Raw genomic sequence first — 18,810 nt, 5'->3', positions numbered from 1 at the left:
TATCCTCTAAAACTGGCTGGTAAGACTGAGTTTAAAGGTTCTGCCCGGTGCCGGTATCATTGAGCGCGTCAGCGGATCAAGATAATAGCGGTTGGTTAAGTTAGTACCAGTCAGCTCCATTGATAGGGTAGGGGTGATCTGATAGCTAACATAAGCATCAACAGTGAATACCGGATTCCAGCGCATTGGATTGTTGGACTGCCCTTTGTAAACATCTGGCAAGATATTCATCAGCCATTTTTCATCTTTGTTTTCCGCTCCGCTGTGATAGAGCATCCGGCTGCCTAGCTCCAGTTTTTCATCAAACAGACGTCCGCCGATATTCAGATTAGCTGAATATTTCGGTTGAATGGAAGTACGCAGATAACCTCCTGGAAAACCACCGTCAATACATTCAGGGATACCATAACGATTTTGGGAGTCCATTCTTGCGACTGAGTTATTGTCACACACCTTGTTTTTCATATTGTAGACCAAGCCAATATCGGTAAAGATACTACCGTTGTCGTAACGCGCCTGTAACTCCAGACCAGCCAGTTTTTGTTTATCCAGTTGGGAAAAACGATAGGTATTATCCCGGTCGAACACATTTTCAATAACGGTGTTGTAATAGGAGAGTCTGATATCGGCATTGCGCTCAGCATTAACCAATTGGCTGAAATCATAGACGAAACCTACTTCTGTGGTTTTGGCTCGTTCTGGTTTGAAGTTTAGGCCTGTGTAATTTGCTTTAAAGCCTGAAAAACCGACAGTATCTTCAAAAATACTCGGCATTCTTACTGCTTCAGCATAACGGGTATAGATTCGGAAATTGTCGGTGATATAGGCCGTAGCAGAAAATGTTGGTGCCCATGCGTGATCCTTACGTTTTGGGGCTGGTTCCCAGGGATCGGTAGGATCAGAGCCAGATACACTATTTGCATCGACTTCTATGCCATACTCATATTTATAAACTTCTTTGCCGCTTATTGGGTCGATAACCCTTTCATTCATATCCAGTTGACCGTTGAAATAGGGATTATTGTTTTTGGGGAGTTGGCCATTACTGGAGTCATAATTCCAAGTAAATTTTTCCTCAATCATTTTGCGTGTCCAGCTATCACGTTGGTCAGGAGGAGTTTCACCAATATCTGGATATTTAGCATCTAGCTTCCTAAGAAGTTTGAGTTTTTCCATCAGGTTCATTTTTGAGGCTTTAATCGATTGTATATAGCCTTTTCTTTTTTGTATCAGAGTGGCTTCTTCTGCTGTTAGTGCTCGCCAATAACTTATCTCATGCCCGATGGAATCACCCACTTTTTTATAACGTCCATCTCTCGCGGCACGACGTTCATTGAGAAAATCATCTTTGGACCAATAGGAAACACGTTTAGCACCCGCGCTTAATGCCAGCCATGAAGCAGGGCGCCAATCAAAGTTAAAAGCGAGATTGATTTCTTGACGCTGTCCTTTTCTTGCCGGTGACTGGAAAAAGTACATATTTTGGGGATTATACTCATCGTTGGAATCCAGATGTTCGCGTTGGAAATTTCCTATCAGGGTCAAGTCCAGATTGCGGGTCAGCTCAAATTTATTAGAAATATCCACGCCCCAGCGATTATTTTGGGAATTGGTGACGGCTGTATTTATCAATGTGCCATCAATATCGGGATCTTTGCTTTTGCTGTACCCTTGTTCCCAATCATAATCCCGGCTAACCGGACTACGGGGATATCCACCCGCGGTATTGGTATTCCCTGTCGTACGGGTTGTCCACAAGTTTATATCGAAATCGATATAGGGGTTTTCAGTAGGATGCCATTTATAAGTCAGGTTGGCTGTTTGTTGACGGACATTAGCCAGTGGCCATTGAGGAACCACATTATCTTCAGCAAGTACCATTGCCAGTCTTGAAGGCATAATATCGCCAAAATCCATGCGAGTATTGCGAAAACCGAGTTGTAGTGCTTGATCATCGGTGAAGTGCCAGGTGTTTTTGATTAACACAGATTGCATCTCACTGGAAGTATTAGGAACTTCATTACCGGGGCGATAGATGCGAGCAGCAAAGGGCAAATAAGGGTCTAAACTTGTTTGTGGTTCAGTCATCAGTTTTTTATCGGCTTCTGTAACGGCTTCATCATAACGATGGGCTCCACCTTTACCGGCAAAATAGTTACCCTGACGGCGATAAGCATAAGCCAGAATCAAATCAAAATATTGCTGCCTTGTGCCCACGGCAATACGGAAAGCATTATCTTTGAAACCAAACAGTTTATTGTCTTTTGATGAATGTGGCGTGATTTTCAAGGCAGGATCAGTTTCAGCATCTTTGTAGGTAAAGTTAGGAATATCGCGGTAATCCTGCCCCAGTGACAAAGAAGAGATACGCTCCCTGACTGAATTACTGCTGGTTTCCAGTTTGGTATTGATGCCAAACGTTTCTCCTTCCGGCACCACATCATCAATATTTAGTGTTTTGATAGCGACTGCGCCCCCGATAGATCCTTTGACTTTACGATTCAGGGAGGGGCCTTTTTCGATTTCAATACTGCTGATTAAGTTTGGGTCAATATAGTTGCGGTTATTGGCACCGTTGTAACCACGCCCAACGGTAATGGCCTGTTCCGTTCCATCAATAGTAACGGGAACACGTCCCTGCCCCTGAATACCACGGATATTAATATCTAAGGCACCGCTATTACGGGCATCGCCGCTGTATACACCCGCGGCACCTTTAATGATATCGGCAGGAGATGCACCTTTGTAGCGCTCGATCTGCTTTTTGCCGATATAGATATTAGAGATATCTTTATCATAGACCGTATCATAACCGGCTTCATCTTTATTACTGCTATCTGTAACCCGAATTTTACCTAAATCTGTCTTGCCGTTTGGGGCTGTGGTGGCAGGTTTGGATTCAGCAAACAGAGGTGGTGCTGCCAGTGAAAAGGCCAGTGATAAGGCCACTGTGGTGGGGGTAAGCCGGATTTTGAGTCGATATGCCATTGCTATTTCCTGCCTCAATTATCATCGTACAAATAAAAATCATCAGATTTTGCTTAAAAATATTTTTCCAGCCTGATCAGCACTTCGTTTTTGTTAAAGCTGTACAACCAATCCACATTGCTGTGATTGCGTCGGTGGCGGAAAGTCACAGAGGGGGTCATACCCAATATTTCAGCGGCAGGAATTTTGATAACAGCAGTGTAAATTTGCTCCGTATCCTGACGTCTGGCCCTAAGCATCGGGCTGTAAGCGCCAAAGCGCCGATCCCGCAGTGTGGCAAATAGTGAACCATTGATACCGCGGTAGATTTGCCCGGCAATCCCGGCACGTGCACCCGATTGTTGATAACGGTCTGCGGGATGCAGGTCGTTATCCCGGTAAACCCAGTCACCGCCGCCAAACAGGATAAATTCTTTGTTGATGGCGTGGGATAAGGTGAGGTAAGAAGAGGTGAGTGCACCATCTTTTCTGCGGTAATGTTGCTGATGGCGCAATTGTTTGTGCTCAAGTTCAATATTAAGCGCTGTTTGGGAGGTAATTCCCCATCTCCACTCAGTTTTGAGACCTGTGGCACGATAAAAGGTATCACCAGTACGCTGCTTATATTCAAACACCGGGCCAAAAGAGATATTGTGGTTCCTGTTTTTATAATTATAGCCGCCGATTAGCTGGAAAGTGTTTTCGTTCTCATCGTGGTAATCACGATAGTTTTCACCATAAATCAGACCACGCCCAAAAATACCGTGATGGCCGATAAGCTGGTAGCGCCGGTTTAATGTAGCATCATAAGACATCCCCCACGCCTTGATGGCTCTGGGGACTTGACCTTGAAAGAATCGGTTATTCTTTGGGTCATAATGCTGAGAGAAGCTTTCCTGATCAGGAGACATATTGACGTTATCGTTATAGGCATAACCAGCAGAGAATGAGCCACGCCAACCATTTCTCAGTTTTATGGCTTCCAGGTAACTGTTAATGTTCTTTAAAACTGCTTCTGGTAACTGTTGCGGTTCACTCGATTCTGAGAACAGGTATTCAGCTTCCCGGTTTTTATGATCTTCAAAATAGACACGAGCTAATTCTAGTTTGATGCGAAGAAAATCGGGTTGTTGGTTCAGAATTTGTTGATAATGATAGGCAGCGAGATCCAGGTCACCTTCAAAACGTGCCAGCCCACCCTGGGCAAAATTCACCAGCATAGCATCATGCCCTGATAATTTTTGGTAAGCGGCGAGAAAGCGACTGATATCCGGCCATTGTCGATGATTGACGGCAAGGTAGAGAGCCTGACCGATATCATTTAGATTATTTTCTACCTGAAATGTTTTCCCATTAATGACAATAGATGAAGCGTCGTCCTCGGTAAAAATGGGATCAGGGGTAATCAGATGGGTTTCTTTTTCCTGTTGATTATGTTGTGCCTCTTGCCAGATTTTACGTGAGGTATCTTCATCCGCATAAGTGGATAAAGAAAAGCATAAGGCTATCAATGCTGTTAATAATATTGGCGTTTTTCTATTGTCAAACATTGGGGAAACCAGATCACAAAGTTCATGCTATTAGAAAAAGTAAAAACAGAGAACAGTGCCCATTTGGGGCACTGTTCTCTAAAAAATTAACAATTACTGTTTAGTACCACCGAAGGCGGTATCTTTGGATCTGTCATCGTCAAATTTGGCATATCCAGCCAGACTGGATGCATTATCTCCAAAGAAGTGACCTTCTGTTTTCCCAATAAGATCCTCTGTGAGTGCCCTACCTACAAATTTCGCATCAGATTGGATTTGAGCATCGATGCCAATTTCCATTGTGTTATTGGCCATCGAACCAACCAGTGTTTTTTCACCAAAATCTGCGGTAAATTCACCGGACAGAGCATTATTACCGCTGTATTGGTTAATACCTGTTACTGTATAAGTTGCTGTACCATCGGTTGGAATGTTGGTAGTGATATCCTTGCCAGCGTAATAAACTGTGTGGGTTGGGTCATCGGCATTACCCGTCTGGGACCATTCACCAAAGTAAACATCCGCATTGGCAACTTTGCTGAAATGAAATACCCCCATACCACCGTGCGTACCCGGCGCACCTGCCATTGAGATATTATGAATGCCATTATTATCGGCGGGAGCCATACGGGTCAGACCAGCAAACCCAGTGATTTGACCACCGTAGACAGAACTGACACCTATACCTGGTTCACCTGCTCCGCCACCGTGTGGACCACGACCCGCTTCGGTTTTCCCAACCTTAATATATGATGGTGTACTTACTTGACTCTGACCAAATCCTACTGCTGCCTGAGCCTGCGCCATAAATCCTAAGACGCCTACAGCGGCGACTAATACTTTAATCTTTCTCATTTTATCCTCGTTTGGAATAGGGGTTCCTTTTTTACCCCATCATGAAAAATGAACTGATTTACTGCGTAAAGAAAATTACACTTTTTGTATGATAATGTAAATGATAATAATTCTTGTTTGTTTTTGTTGTGTGGGGCGGTTAAAAGTGGTTTTTATATAATATAATGAATTTATTTAATTTTTATCTTTTTTGATAGAAGGGGAACAATTTTCTTTTTGTCAAAAATGTGAGGTTGGTAAACTTAAACACTTTATATTATTGTGGTATTAATAATCTGATTTTATGCAGTGAAATAGTGACTTATACTCGGAGAAGCTTTTTTTTTGCATGAGCATAACTCAAATTTTATTAAGAATATCTTTATATTTATCAATCTGATATTTGTTTAATATGGAACCTGTTATGGACGCCAAAATCATTATTCAATCAGCTAAAGAAAGAAAAGATTTTAGGGAAGAATCTTATGATCTTATCAGTGCCAGTTGGCCGGAATTTATAGATCATGGTGAGGTGGTCGAGCAATATTGGGATACGTTATATGAGCCTGATTTTAGTCATTTTCAAAAGTGTGCCATCCTTAAACAAGGGCAACAAGAACGTCTGATTGGATTATTGAATTCAATTCCTTTTCCGTGGGAGCAAACTTCCTTAAATCAACTGCCTGACGATGGTTGGGATGCAGTATTGCGTGAAGGGGCAGAGGCTAAGGGAAAAAGGCAAGCAAATATGCTGTCAGCTTTGTCTGTTACTGTTGATCCTGAATTCCGTGGACATCATGTTCCGGCTTTATTAATTGATAGTGTGAAACAAACCGCTCGTGAAGCAGGGTTGCAAGGGATGGTTGTTCCTGTCAGGCCAAGTCTGAAAAGTTGTTATCCACTGCAAGATTTTGTCGAATACTGTAACTGGAAAAATGAAAAAGGGGAGCCATTTGATCCCTGGATACGTACTCATTGGCGTTTAGGAGCCAAAATCATCAAACCTGCACTCCGTTCGATGAATATTTACGGTACAGTGGAAGAGTGGCAAGAATGGATAGGTATGAAATTCCCACGAAGCGGGGAATACATCATTCCAGGTGGATTAGTGCCATTGGTGGTGGATACGGAGAAACAGGTGGCCCACTACATCGAACCCAATTTGTGGGTGTTTCATAGCCTTGATTAATCTTTTAACCGTTGAGGGTGTGTATATACTGTTGCTCGTCCCGGCTTACAGAAACCTGCCAGTGTCAGGTTACATTTTTCCGCTACTTCGATTGCAAGTGAAGTAGCGGCAGAAACTGCAAACACTATTTCCACGCCACAATTGGCGGATTTTTGCACCATTTCGTAACTGGCCCGGCTGGAAACCAAAACGGCTCCTTGCTGCCAACCTGTTTTGGATCGCATTCCCAATAACTTATCCAATGCAACATGGCGACCAATGTCTTCGCTTCCACCCAGTAAATTTCCTTCTGAGTCAATCCAACCAGCAGCATGTGTACAACCCGTTATTGCGCCGATATCTTGCAGACGGGATAATTGTGAAAGCGCCTGATCCAAATAGCTTAATGAGAAATTTTGTGTAAAGGGCAGGGGAGTGATTGGGCGAAATATTTCAGATAGCTGTTCGGTGCCACAAATACCACAACCCGTTCTGCCAGCCATACTGCGACGACGCTCTTTTAATTCAGCAAAACGGCGACTGGAGAGTTCGATATGTAATTCAATGCCGCCGTGACAACTGATAATTGAATCAATACCACGAATTTCCTGCGGAGAAATGATAAGCCCTTCCGATAATGAGAAGCCGATTGCGAAATGTTCGAGATCTTTCGGACTTGCCATCATCACAACATGAGAAATGCCGTTGTAAACTAAGGCAATAGGGACTTCTTCTGCCACCCAATCCAGTTTGGGGCTGCTCAGATGATTTTTTTGTTGTACATAGATACGGGAAGTACCGCAAATCTGATTAGTGATTAAGTGGTCTCCTGACCTTGTGTTACCCATCTGCTTCATTCTCCATCGGATTAATTTATGATGCTGTTGATTGAATATCATCGGCTCAATCCGGCGCTTGCGCTGTCAGTAAAAATACCAGAGACTATTTTCTTCTCTGGTTTTACTGACTTTATTGCTTGAACAGTTCCTTATTCGAATAAAAAACTATTCGAAGAGTTTTCTGAGCCTATGATTCGCTTTTTGTTTATCAAAAGGTTCAAGTGATTCACTTGGGGATAACCCGATATATTCCAAGTGCTCTGCTTCATCTTCGGTCAATAGTTTTCTCTTTCTCAACTTGAGTAAATAATTCCATTCCCAAATACCGCCAGAATCTTCAGTTGGGCAGACCCCGTTACCTGCGGTAACCTGAGGCTGAAGGATATCTTTTTCAAGCACCTTCTCTACTGTCACCAGATGGAGCCAGTCATCACCAAAGTCATACTGGTAGTTGAGTTCATCACCAATATCACGTAAGAATAAACCAATACATACCTGGTCATAATTTTCTTCTGGGATTTCTATTCCCCCAAGTTCAAAACGGAACAGGTGCATATTTTCCCATCCCATGACATTTTGTATCACATCATGCAATTCATTCAGTGTCATTTGGTTACTGATATGAACCCGACGCCAGACAGCAGGGCTTGCTTCCAGTAAGCTGATTTTGATAACTAACCCTTGTGGTGGGATGGAAGCCGAGAGGTCATCCAGATCCATAGTAAAGAACTGAAAACTGAATTCAGACAGGGTATCAAATAAACCAAATCTCTTACGATTTATCGCGGGATCGTGGAGCGCATGAGCCAAATCCAGATATTCATTCGTCAAACGTTTCTCTTCTGATGGTAGCTTATATCTCTCGACAGCGGCGGAGTATGTCAGACGCCCGGTAAACACGTCCTTGTTTGCATAATAGTAGAGTTTCAATAAGTCTCTGGGTTTTTTCGCTTTCAATATACATTCTTCTGGTGCCAGCCAGCTCATCATGAGCGTTGATTGAACAGCTTGGCCGAAGCTGAAGTAGCCGAGGCGACTCTGTTCTTGCCGCTTCGGGTTCACTTCATAACCCAATTTCTGGCTCCATTGTTCAAGATTAAACTCTTCTGGTTGAGTCCAGTCGATAGGCAATTGTGACAACCAATAAAGTGAATAAAGGTCGAGAGGGGTATTTTTAGCTTGTTGAACGGAAAAGATCCATGGTAACACTTGTTGTAGCCAGTCTGGGGAAACAGGCGTAAATTCAACAGTAGCATCGGTGCTTAGTTGTGCTATTAACTCACTGAGTGTTTGGTCAGGGGCGGTATTCAATAAGGTTTCCCGGACACCAGATTTAAAATCTAGCATCATACTTATCTGATATTCCTGACCATCCAGCGTGGCTTTCATCATCATACTGGCGCAATCATTGCCGTCAACCTGGGTGGCGTATAGTTCGTATATTTCTGCTGTCCCCCTTGTTTTATGGTGTGCCAGTGCGCGTTTTTTCCATCGCTTCATATAGGGTTTAATTGAAGGATGGCGGTTGAAGCGGACACACAAGTTTATAAGCTGCAAGTAGGATAAATTTTTCCAGGCAGAAGAGGGACATTGATCCAGCACTTGGGCACTGGTAAGCGCTATTGGTTCCTCAAAGTATTGAGTCAGCAAAAGTAGTGCATCAATGCCCCATGAATACTGAATGACTTCCGACAATATATGGTGTAACGCATCAAGGGGCGCAACAGAAAAACCATCTTCGAAAAATTCAATGAATTCGATGCCGGATTGAAGATTAAGCTCATGAATGAGTTGTTTTAATTTGGGAGGCTTTTGGGGAAAAGAAGCCACATTTGTGCTATCGGTATGTTTTGTAATATCCAGCAGATGAGCAATGTCAGTTTTGATGTGAAACTGGTATCTCTTCAAGATTGAGGAGCATAACAACACGTTTTCACTATGCAGCTCGAAGTTTTCTTTAGCATAATTTAGAATTAGTTCAATAGCTTGTTCAAATTGTTGTTTGACTTCCTTAGGTGAATTGACAGCGATTAACGCGAGTTCTGAGATGGCAACTTCAAGCCAATCTTGAACGCTGTCTCCTATATCATCCATAGTTTCCTCAGGTAGAGTTAATGCCGTAGTGATCATCAAAAAGATATTCTCTGGATTGGCAAACCATTGAACTTGCTTTGGGGGTAAATGTCGTTGCTTCTCAGGCTGGAGGGCATATTCTTCTATCGCAGAGAATAATTTTTCAGGTGTTAGTTTCATCATCAATCTCTTCTATTTTCAATATATTAATCAATAAAAATCATCATGATTGTACTGTCCAATCTAACCTAACCTAGATTGTAAATATAGTTATTAACAAGATTTCATTCTGATAATACCCTTATTTGTCACTATGATCGCCAATTTATTCAGAGTATTTTAAATTTAATAGTTAATTATGATTGGATTAATCAACATAATGTTAACAGTGGAATCATGGTGATAGATTTTTTAAAAATTTACCCTTATCCGTCAGGTTGGCACACTAGGTACTGAAAAATTTGCTTTATTTTGTCTACAGTATGTCGGGAAACCTGTGCTATTTTCATCGGCTGGTGTGAAACTGGACTCATGCATGGAACACAGTAAAGTATGAAGAAAAAAATAATCTCAGGGGTTTATTTGGGGATATTACTAATCGCAGCTCTGGTATTAGTATTTGAAAAAAGTGCTGATATCTATCCTGCGTTAGTTTCTGTTGGTGTATTTAGTACCCTCTTTGGACTGGTATTTCTTATTTCAGCACGTTGGTTGTTTTCCGCAGTATTTACTGGAACCCTTTTTATTATCATCAAATTCCTCAACCAGCTAAAAGTTCACTACTATAAAGACCAACTGATGTTCTCTGATTTGAATATCATGCTCGATCCTTCAAATCAGGAAACACTGCGCCACTATTGGTTAGCTGGTCTTGCAGTAGTAGCGATGTTGGTTTGGCTAATCTTCAATATGTTCCTGAGCTGGAGAAGTGCAAATTCGGTGCGAGGACTAAAATGGCGGGCGTTGAGTGTTGTATTGGTTGCTGCCGGTGTTGGGAGTGTCAATCTTACCGTCAATGCTTACCATAACGAATGGCAGGCTGAATTACCCAAAGGACGTGGGACCATGACCAATATGGTGATGTCAGCTAAAGATGTGGAGTACCAATCTCCTAAATTTGGTGTATCAGCAGATTATTTTTTGCAGCAGGCGAAAAATGTCACTCTGCCTGAACCACAATCAGATGTAAAACCGGATGTGGTTGTATTATTGCAGGAATCTACGGTTAACCCGCATATTTATCAGTTACCGGCGAATACCCGCTTACCAGACCTTTTTATGTTTCAGCATGATGCAGGGGTCAGTGCGCAAAGTCCACTCCGAGTGCAAACCTTTGGTGGTGGAACATGGTTATCAGAGTTCTCTATCCTGACTGGATTAGATACTGATGACTTCGGCTCGCGTAAAAATTCTGTGTTTTATTTTGTGGTTGATCATCTGCAAAATAGCCTGTTTCATGCCATGAAAGACAATGGTTATTACACTGTGGTGCTGACGCCATTTAATAAATCTGCCTACCATGCCGGACAGGCGTACCAGACATTGGGTGTTGATCGCATTATCCAGCCACAAGAGTTGGGTTATCCAGCAAGTATGGATGAAAATTTGTGGCAGATCAGGACACAAGATGTATTGTCTTACGTGAAAACTATCTTGGCTGAGGAGACGGATAAACCCATATTTATTTACGCTCTGACTATGTACGAGCATGGGCCTTATGAAGAGAACCATAGCGACGATTATGGATTGACGGGCAAACTTGAAGATTCATCGGCAATAGGAAAATTCAGTCACTATATGGAAAAGATCACGACATCAGATCCATCTATCAAAGAATTCAGTGAATTTGTGGCTAAACGCGATAAGCCGATAGTTTTTCTCTCATTTGGCGATCATCAACCAAATATCCATTTTAACCAATATTCCTCTTCACTGCCTAATCCTGCGTATCTGACCCAATTTACGATGCGGGATAATCTGAAACAGGGAGCGCCTATTACCATCGGCAAGCTGACAGATATTGCTTTTCTCGGCGGAATGATTTTGGAAAGGGCTCGGTTAACAGTTCCGCCTTTCTATCAGGCTAATATAACGATGCGTCATTTATGTGAAGGTGAGCTTAATGACTGTCAGGACAAAGCTCTGGTGGAGAGCTATAAGCATTATATTTACCAGCAGTTATCTGTGGCGGGTAAAGAATAACTTGGCTGTTATGTGAATATTGCGCATATAAAACCTACATACGCTCAATCGTGTAGGTTTTATAGTAAGCTTTATCTGGCTATTTCGATGGTGTAATGCGGTAAGCACAGCGTCGGGCACCGTTCAGAATATATTCAGTTCGTTCCACTTGTGCTTGCAGAATTTCCCGAAACATTTTGAGTTCAGCGCGACAAAAACCCTGGCATATGCTGGCGGCGGCACAGATTGGGCAGTGATTTTCAACAAATAAAACTGAATTATCTTCCTGAACGAAATATTGAGCCATATAACCTTCCTGGCAGCGTATCTTAGTCAGACGCTCAATTTTTTCCTGTAATCCAGTGGCTCCTTTCATCGCGGTTTTATAATTATCAGAAACTTCTTTTTCACGAGATTTGATAATTAAATCCAACGTTGATTCACCCAATTGATCGCGAATAATCGTAATCATCTGGACGGTTAATTCTGCATGAGTATTGGGAAATTTAGCATTCCCTTTGTCGGTCAGATACCAAAGCTGAATAGGGCGACCGACTCCCCTTGTTTCTGAGAGCCCTTCAACCAGACCCTCTTTAGCCAGCTTCACAAACTGTTGACGGGCTGCTTCCGCAGTGGTGCCTAATATCTTACCAGCATCAGCAGATTGCATAGCACCTCGCGTTTTTAATAGCATCAATAATCGTTCACTCACAGAGTGTGGCGTCATCATGCTATTTTCCAAGTCAATAATTGACATATTGTTGAACCTGACAGTGATTTATTCCAAGATTTATCTTGTTTAATTTAACGTAACAAATTTCACAACTCAACCTGGGTTCAGGAATAATCATCATGGCAATGACTGAAGAAAATCGCTGGAGGGATCTGTTTTCCAGTAAAAATGCACCGAGTGCGATAGCGCTTTCACTGGGTGTAGGATTGATGGCTGTTAATATTTTGATTGCGATTACGATTTTGCCTTCTGTTGTAAAGGATATCGGGGGATTGAACCTTTATGCCTGGAATACAACGCTGTTTGTTGTCGCATCTATTATCGGATCGATACTTTCAGCACGACTGCTGAGTGCATCAGGTGCAAGAAATGCTTATTGGGAGAGCCATACAGGGGCTTGGAGGTGGATTTCTCTTTGCACTTTCCTATTCAATGATTAATCTGGTATTTGCACAATCGCTTTGGCCACGAGCGATGGCATTAATTTCAGGGGTATGGGGGGGGTCAACCCTGATCGGGCCAGCTATTGGCGGTATTTTTGCTGAAATGAATGTGTGGCGTTATGCGTTTGGCATTATGTTGCCTATTATTTTGTTGTATGCCTTGTTCACTTATCGGATTCTTCCCCAGAAACAGGTAGATAATACAACGAAAACAGCGTTACCCGTTGTGCAGCTTATTCTGCTATCCGCTGCTGTACTCGCAGTTTCCTCCGGGAGTTTGTCACAAGATGTGCGTATCAATATTCTTGGCATTGTTACAGCAGTAATATTGGTATCCTTATTGGTTATCTATGAATCCCGAACTTCAGCAAAATTATTTCCAGAAAATGCGTTGAATTGGCACTCTCCTCATCTGATCTTATTCGCTACTATCTCGCTTTTAGTGATCGGGCTGGCGGGTGATGTTTTTGTTCCCTATTTTCTGCAAATTCTGCACGGGCAATCTCCTTTAGCTTCTGGTTATATGGTCGCTACTGCGGCAATTGGTTGGACGATTGGGGAAATACTCAGTGCTAGTTGGCAGGGTGAGAAAATTCGCTTTGCGATTGTAAGTGGTCCTGCCTTCATGTTTATTGGTATGTTGATATTGCTTGTAATGTTGCCCTATCAGTCAGCGGGAGAGTGGCAAATAATACTACCGATAATTTTGGGCCTGGGGCTATTTGGTTTTGGTGTCGGTTTTGGTTGGCCTCATTTGTTGACCCGCATTTTGCAGGTTTCCAGTGATACTGATAAAAACATTGCCGGTTCATCTATTACTACCGTTCAGCTATTTGCCACAGCATTTGGCTCTGCATTAGCTGGCATGGTCACCAACATATTTGGATTTTATCAACCCGGCGGCATTGAGGGCGCAGTTTCTTCTTCCCATTGGTTATTTTTACTTTTCGCTATTGCACCAATATTGGCGTTATTGACTGCATGGAAATCAGCAAGGATTACAGTAGAACAGCAGTAAAATAGGCAAATGGTATAATCTGTGCATTGGCTTTCTATGGAAAACCAATGCATAAAAAGTATTGGTTTTTGCAGAATATTTGCCATATTAAATTCTTTAATACCCATCAATTCATTTAAATAATTACGATATTAGACGTAACAAGATAGGTAAATATAATATGATGTGGAAAGATGTTATAAAATAAAACTAAGGATATTTGATGTTCATGATTTCCAATCTACCAATGGATGATTTAAGTACCAGCATAAAACATGCCCAAAGGTACAGCCGCTCAATAATAAAACATGTTTTGATACTACTTATGCTCTTCTTTAGCGTAGGCAGTGTATCAGCAAAAGAGAACCGACAAGAGACGACGCTCGTTGAAGTTCCGGCACTTACCCAGAGTGTAACGGATGTATCCAATGTCCTAACCAAGAATGAACACCAACGCTTGACTCGCAAACTGAAAAAATTGCAATCAGAACACAAAGTTCAAATGGCGGTTTTGATTATTCCGACGACAGGGAGTGATAGTATTGAAACCTTTGCTTCCCGCGTATTCACTGAATGGAAACTAGGCAGTAAACAACGTAATGATGGCATCCTATTTTTGGTGGCATCAGATGATCATAAGATGCGTATTGCCGTTGGTTCCGGGCTTAAAAAGCAGCTAACGGAAACTCAACTGGCAAATATTTTACGTAAGGATGCGAAGCTTGCTTTCAAAGAGGATGACTATTATGAAGGTCTCAATAATAGCATTGAGTCCCTTGAATCCTTGGTAAAACAACCCTGGCAAGAGAAAGCGTCGCAAGAAACGTCGAAGATTACGCAGGCTTTTGAAGACGACAACAGTGATTCTTCCGACAACATATCAGACAAAGATTTTTCGAATCTGCTGATTTTTTGGTTGATCGGTCTGATATCTTTACCACTGCTGGTTTTCCGCAAAGGTGGTCGGTTTAAGCGTTTCCTCAAGAGTGCATCAACGGTGGCTGTCTGTACTTTTGTACTTAGTTTGGTTGGCATTTTTCCTACTATCCCGCTGGGATACTATCTGATGATTTTCTTCTTACCCGTAATTCTGATACTTGTTGTGCTCTTTTTCGGTGCATCGTTACTGGGCAGTTTATTCAGTAGTCTCTTTGGTGGGTTATTTGGTGGTTCCGGTTCAGAATCTCCTACTACTGCTACTGAGCGTACGGCAAACCCTAACGATGACAGTTTTTCCGGTGGTGGCGGAAAAAGTGACAATGACGGTGCATCAGGGGATTGGTAACCTGTTTGGTTAGAACCTGATTGTTAAGCAGACATACTTTTTATATGTAATATAAGAACATGTCTGCTTTTTTCATTTTATTTTGTACGCTTAACTAAAATATCTTCTCCATTTGGTCGATAGAGTTTTAATCGTGAAGGGTTGGCATAATTATTTTCCTATATTTTAGTTTCTTATATGGCATATCGATATTTCCAACATTGAGTATTCAGGATTTTAAAATTTTATTGAAGGCGAAATCTGACCGGTTTTGTTGGTAATTCACACAACGTATTGCTATTTTTACTATTTGAATAATTCAAATCAAACCAAATAATTGAAATAGAATATTGTTAAAATACGCGATATGAGACTTCAGAAAGGAGTTATTCATATCGCGGTATCCATAGATCATCCACTTAATGATTTTGATCCAATTCTTTGTGCCCTTCATTGTTAATAAAGTAGGACAGACAAAGCACCATTGTTGCCAGAACCAGGCAATAAGCGACAATTGGCCAGGTAGTCGCATTGGATAAAAATGTAATGGTGAGCGTTCCGCCTATTCCCAACAATAACCCTCCCAGACAAGAGTAGAGTGCTGTTACAGTGCCGGCCATATGATCAAAACCTTGTAGTGCGCCATTAGGTGCAACAGAAATCGCCATAGAAACTCCAACACCGACGAACCACATTGGGACGATGAAGCCAAATACCGACTTAGGTATGAGCGTTTCTCCAACAGACAGCAATAATGCTCCTGTTATCACTTTGGTTGTTCAGGCCATACGATATCAGGGGCAATTGAGCAATCCACCCGACTGAGCAACACCCGGTATTTACGCCATGCAGTGAGTGCAGATTTTTCGGCATCAGTGGCAATACCTAAATCGACGGCATCCTGTAGTGGAGCAATCCGATGAAACACCTCAATCAGCAATTGCTGTTTCTGAGATTTTGCCTGCTGCACTTCATGTTGATGCTGTGCTTCAATATCCGTCACCCACTGTGTACCATTCCATTTATCAAAGGGAGTTTTCGGCTCCAGTAGCGTGAGTTCTGTGGGAAGATCCCCAATTTCCATTATCTCAATATGTTCACGAGTCTTAATATGGTATGCCTTTTTACCCCGGTAATCTGGGACATACTCCCATGATTTGCCGTCAACTGTCCGGCAAATCACTTTATTCGGCGCTTTAGACAGTTTGGGTTCATCCAGATACGACCCCGCAGATAAAGTAACACCAATAAAGGTTCGTTCCAGTTTTGTTCCGATGTATTCCCGGTTTACCGCATTCGTGCAATAAACCTGTATCCAGCCATAGGACAGGGCAAATCCATTTTCATCAAATTGTACCGGTGGTTCTGTTGGCTGAGTCATTACCTTCCCCTTACTAAAAATATCACTGCAACGTTTTTCATCCTATTTTCAGCCGATGTCGGGACAACGGAAGAAGCACGAAATTCTCGATCCTCATAAACGTAGCCATTGTCCCCAAATGCGCCACTGTAAACGTGACTTCCTATACCTTGGTCAATGGTGGAAAATACTCCAGTTGTATGATCGGAAATCTCATCTGTTTTTCGACTACCTGTCCTAATTACTCCTGTGATATCTCTGATAGTATCATCCTGAAATGATCCCAGTACCCTCCCAGTCTCTGGGTCAACACTTCCGGTTTTATCCCATCCACGAGGCACATAACCCCGCCAATCTGGCAGATTTCCTGAAGGGTAGTGTTTGAGTAATTCAGGATATTTATTAGGGTCAATTTTCCCGCCTTCCATCGGCAGGAAGTTATTGGGATGCGGCAGATCACTGCACCACATTAAAATTCCACCGATGGGAACTGCCAATAATTCAGCGTCTTCTTTTTTGATGAGCTCACTGATCAGCATAGTTGTCACATTTTGGCTCATCACAAGGTCATTAGATACTCCAGTTTGTTGAACAATAGCTGATTTTTGCAAGGCATTTTCCGCCTGATTGACTGTATCTCGTAATCCGAGATTATTTACAAAAGTGTCTTTATCAGGAATATCAGCTCCGTTCTGGTCTTTCGCTAAGCGGGTATTGGCATTGTTATTCGCGTTGTTGGCGTTTTGGTTGGCTGTATTGGCTAGGTCATAGGCTACTTTCACTGCTTTTGGTGTTGCTGCGTTAGCCTCGCTATCACTGCTGACATCATTGCTCAGGGTAACAAATCCTTTATCACGTAACGTTGCATCTGGATGGTTGCGACTTAGGGCGTGTTTTTCTACCGCTTCTTTGATTGAATCTTTGACATATTCCGGTGTTGTAACGATCACAAGACCGCTATCATCTAATGTTCTTGTCTCAGGTTTTTTATCTTGCATATTTATTCCCTCATTTCATCAACAATACATATTGCTAAATAACATGAAGGCGGTGGGAGACTTCTCCGCCTGTGAACATAAATAAGCTGGTTCATCAATACTGGAGAGTACGGCATGGCTAAATTTAGTCGGTCAATATTTGGTGAGCTGCATGTTTTGATGGCAGGATGACTTAAAATAACAGATAGAGAAATAACAAAATTCATCTTGCTGCGGATTAAAATTATACAATAAGAAGACCGCACAGATTGTTGAATTATCAGCTATGGGAATTCTCATAATGCAATAAATTTCAATGGCTAAAATAAATAGAGCCAGATAATTAATACTCTATGTTCAATAAAAAGTATTCACGCTCAATATTAATAGGGAGTTGGTAACTATAAAATAGAAACGCCGCCTTCATTTCTTAATCATCAAACTGTACCTCTTATCAAATATGAATGAGATATATCGATTGCATAGCTTCTGGCATTATTTGATATTGGCTCTAACAGTTTCTGTTCTACTAAATAGCTTATGTATTTGATATGTTATTTTCGCTGGTTTAAGTTTAGGTAAAACCTCTTTGTCGTTACCGGATTAGTAATATTCAATATTTTCTAAGGGTACATCCTTGGGTATACGTTAAATCGAGGTGTTCACTCATCCTCATAAAAAGTAAGTTGTGATTATGTCTTACAGCTTGGATAAGCATAGTCCACTAATTCGCGCAGGTGCTGCGCCAACTGACCAACGGTTTTCTCACCCGTAGCTGCATCTACCGTTAAGTTTTCCAATGTATTATCGTTATCACGGATCTTGATACTGTTGCGGTAAAGAAAAGTCATGGTAACGAAAAATGCCGTGCGCTTATTGCCATCATTGAAGATATGACCGCGAGCAATAGCAACCCAGTAGGTGGCTGCAAGTTCAAAAATGTCTGTTATGCCTTCGTAGTGGGTTCGGTTTTGCACCCGATAGATGAGTGCTTCGGCTCTGCCAGAGTCGGGCATTCCGGCAACGCCGGGAAGCCGCTGCAATATACGGTCATGAAAAGCGATAACTTCCAGTGCACTGACCCATATCATCGGTTTGTCAGTGCCTCTACCGTATGCCCGTGACGCTGCATAATCGAATTGAACTCTGCATCCAGTTTGGCGTTCTGGTATGCCTCGAATTCTGCTTTACTGATAACGACTGCTGAGCTGCCGTCCCGACGAGTGATTTCAACAGGTTCGCCGTGGGTAGCCGCATCCAACACTTCTGAAATATTGGCTCGTGCTTGGGTTGAGGTGTATGTACGCATAATATATCTCCAAAGATGTACATATGAATTGTACATCTTTTGGGTGTTTATTCAACGATAGGGATCTAGATACGGATTACCTTTAAGTGCGACTTTTTTATGTTCTCATACAACACAATCAGCCTCACGCTAAACC

At 42.1% G+C, this 18,810-nt stretch carries 13 protein-coding genes and 2 pseudogenes; 4 read left to right on the top strand and 11 right to left on the bottom strand.

Going from position 1 to position 18,810, the window contains the following annotated elements; all coding sequences use genetic code 11:
- Window positions 1-6: 6 nt before the first annotated feature.
- From AAC852_RS04275 to AAC852_RS04265, 3 genes are all read right to left on the bottom strand, one after another.
- Window positions 7-2,988: a TonB-dependent receptor domain-containing protein gene (locus AAC852_RS04275; protein ID WP_340619955.1), complete on the bottom strand. Its 2,982-nt coding sequence runs from the start codon at window positions 2,986-2,988 to the stop codon at window positions 7-9.
- Between the two features lie 53 nt (window positions 2,989-3,041).
- Window positions 3,042-4,517, bottom strand: coding sequence for a surface lipoprotein assembly modifier (locus AAC852_RS04270; RefSeq protein WP_340619954.1), 1,476 nt, complete (start codon window positions 4,515-4,517; stop codon window positions 3,042-3,044).
- A gap of 93 nt (window positions 4,518-4,610) precedes the next feature.
- On the bottom strand, window positions 4,611-5,351 hold the full coding sequence (locus tag AAC852_RS04265) for a Slam-dependent surface lipoprotein (protein WP_340619953.1): 741 nt from the start codon (window positions 5,349-5,351) through the stop codon (window positions 4,611-4,613).
- A 403-nt stretch (window positions 5,352-5,754) separates the two neighbouring features.
- Here AAC852_RS04265 and AAC852_RS04260 point away from each other — a divergent pair, with 403 nt between their 5' ends.
- Window positions 5,755-6,519 carry an N-acetyltransferase gene (locus tag AAC852_RS04260; protein WP_340619952.1) on the top strand — a complete coding sequence of 255 codons (765 nt, stop codon included), beginning with the start codon at window positions 5,755-5,757 and terminating at the stop codon, window positions 6,517-6,519.
- Here AAC852_RS04260 and fdhD read toward each other — a convergent pair.
- Together fdhD and AAC852_RS04250 are read right to left on the bottom strand one after the other, a co-directional pair.
- Entirely contained in the window at window positions 6,516-7,346 is an 831-nt protein-coding gene (gene fdhD / locus AAC852_RS04255; RefSeq protein WP_340619951.1) for a formate dehydrogenase accessory sulfurtransferase FdhD, read from the bottom strand. The two genes, AAC852_RS04260 and fdhD, sit on opposite strands and share 4 nt — an antisense overlap.
- 156 nt (window positions 7,347-7,502) lie before the next feature.
- Window positions 7,503-9,593, bottom strand: a complete 2,091-nt coding sequence (locus AAC852_RS04250; protein ID WP_340619950.1) for a plasmid pRiA4b ORF-3 family protein — start codon at window positions 9,591-9,593, stop codon at window positions 7,503-7,505.
- A 369-nt stretch (window positions 9,594-9,962) separates the two neighbouring features.
- On the opposite strand from AAC852_RS04250, the gene AAC852_RS04245 reads away from it, so the two are divergent.
- Window positions 9,963-11,612, top strand: a complete 1,650-nt coding sequence (locus AAC852_RS04245) for an LTA synthase family protein (RefSeq protein WP_340619949.1) — start codon at window positions 9,963-9,965, stop codon at window positions 11,610-11,612.
- Window positions 11,613-11,691: 79 nt separating this feature from the next.
- On the opposite strand, the gene AAC852_RS04240 is transcribed toward AAC852_RS04245, so the two are convergent.
- A complete protein-coding gene (locus AAC852_RS04240; RefSeq protein WP_340619948.1) occupies window positions 11,692-12,348 on the bottom strand; it encodes a helix-turn-helix transcriptional regulator in 657 nt (218 codons plus the stop codon).
- Between the two features lie 95 nt (window positions 12,349-12,443).
- Here AAC852_RS04240 and AAC852_RS04235 point away from each other — a divergent pair.
- Both AAC852_RS04235 and AAC852_RS04230 read left to right on the top strand, forming a co-directional pair.
- Window positions 12,444-13,785, top strand: a pseudogene (locus AAC852_RS04235) (MFS transporter).
- 202 nt (window positions 13,786-13,987) lie between these two features.
- Window positions 13,988-15,049, top strand: a complete 1,062-nt coding sequence (locus tag AAC852_RS04230) for a TPM domain-containing protein (protein ID WP_340619947.1) — start codon at window positions 13,988-13,990, stop codon at window positions 15,047-15,049.
- 398 nt (window positions 15,050-15,447) lie between these two features.
- On the opposite strand, the pseudogene AAC852_RS04225 reads toward AAC852_RS04230, so the two are convergent.
- From AAC852_RS04225 to AAC852_RS04205, 5 genes and pseudogenes are all read right to left on the bottom strand, one after another.
- A pseudogene (locus AAC852_RS04225) lies at window positions 15,448-15,798 on the bottom strand (CmlA/FloR family chloramphenicol efflux MFS transporter); the annotation flags it as partial.
- The gene (locus AAC852_RS04220) at window positions 15,795-16,409 is read right to left on the bottom strand and encodes a tail fiber assembly protein (protein ID WP_340619946.1); all 615 of its coding nucleotides are present in this window, start codon (window positions 16,407-16,409) and stop codon (window positions 15,795-15,797) included. The gene AAC852_RS04220 and the pseudogene AAC852_RS04225, both read right to left, overlap by 4 nt.
- Window positions 16,409-17,386 (bottom strand): tail fiber protein, encoded by a 978-nt coding sequence (locus AAC852_RS04215; protein WP_340619945.1) that lies wholly within the window; start codon window positions 17,384-17,386, stop codon window positions 16,409-16,411. Before AAC852_RS04215 ends, AAC852_RS04220 begins: the two co-directional genes overlap by 1 nt.
- Window positions 17,387-18,057: 671 nt before the next feature.
- On the bottom strand, window positions 18,058-18,456 hold the full coding sequence (locus AAC852_RS04210; protein ID WP_340619944.1) for a type II toxin-antitoxin system death-on-curing family toxin: 399 nt from the start codon (window positions 18,454-18,456) through the stop codon (window positions 18,058-18,060).
- Window positions 18,453-18,674 (bottom strand): type II toxin-antitoxin system Phd/YefM family antitoxin, encoded by a 222-nt coding sequence (locus AAC852_RS04205; RefSeq protein ID WP_047686540.1) that lies wholly within the window; start codon window positions 18,672-18,674, stop codon window positions 18,453-18,455. Before AAC852_RS04205 ends, AAC852_RS04210 begins: the two co-directional genes overlap by 4 nt.
- Window positions 18,675-18,810 lie beyond the last annotated feature (136 nt).

It is taken from the genome of Xenorhabdus siamensis, assembly GCF_037996745.1.
In the GTDB taxonomy this organism is placed as follows: Bacteria; Pseudomonadota; Gammaproteobacteria; order Enterobacterales; family Enterobacteriaceae; genus Xenorhabdus; species Xenorhabdus indica.
This window is presented reverse-complemented; position numbering and strand designations above follow the sequence as displayed.

What these genes read in the sequence shown, in the direction of transcription:
- AAC852_RS04210 (WP_340619944.1), bottom strand. Translation starts at nt 18,456, where the DNA reads ATGATATGGGTCAGTGCACTGGAAGTTATCGCTTTTCATGACCGTATA.
- AAC852_RS04245 (WP_340619949.1), top strand. Translation starts at nt 9,963, where the DNA reads ATGAAGAAAAAAATAATCTCAGGGGTTTATTTGGGGATATTACTAATC.
- AAC852_RS04265 (WP_340619953.1), bottom strand. Translation starts at nt 5,351, where the DNA reads ATGAGAAAGATTAAAGTATTAGTCGCCGCTGTAGGCGTCTTAGGATTT.
- AAC852_RS04250 (WP_340619950.1), bottom strand. Translation starts at nt 9,593, where the DNA reads ATGATGAAACTAACACCTGAAAAATTATTCTCTGCGATAGAAGAATAT.
- AAC852_RS04260 (WP_340619952.1), top strand. Translation starts at nt 5,755, where the DNA reads ATGGACGCCAAAATCATTATTCAATCAGCTAAAGAAAGAAAAGATTTT.
- AAC852_RS04215 (WP_340619945.1), bottom strand. Translation starts at nt 17,386, where the DNA reads ATGCAAGATAAAAAACCTGAGACAAGAACATTAGATGATAGCGGTCTT.
- fdhD (WP_340619951.1), bottom strand. Translation starts at nt 7,346, where the DNA reads ATGGGTAACACAAGGTCAGGAGACCACTTAATCACTAATCAGATTTGC.
- AAC852_RS04220 (WP_340619946.1), bottom strand. Translation starts at nt 16,409, where the DNA reads ATGACTCAGCCAACAGAACCACCGGTACAATTTGATGAAAATGGATTT.
- AAC852_RS04270 (WP_340619954.1), bottom strand. Translation starts at nt 4,517, where the DNA reads ATGTTTGACAATAGAAAAACGCCAATATTATTAACAGCATTGATAGCC.
- AAC852_RS04205 (WP_047686540.1), bottom strand. Translation starts at nt 18,674, where the DNA reads ATGCGTACATACACCTCAACCCAAGCACGAGCCAATATTTCAGAAGTG.
- AAC852_RS04230 (WP_340619947.1), top strand. Translation starts at nt 13,988, where the DNA reads ATGTTCATGATTTCCAATCTACCAATGGATGATTTAAGTACCAGCATA.
- AAC852_RS04240 (WP_340619948.1), bottom strand. Translation starts at nt 12,348, where the DNA reads ATGTCAATTATTGACTTGGAAAATAGCATGATGACGCCACACTCTGTG.
- AAC852_RS04275 (WP_340619955.1), bottom strand. Translation starts at nt 2,988, where the DNA reads ATGGCATATCGACTCAAAATCCGGCTTACCCCCACCACAGTGGCCTTA.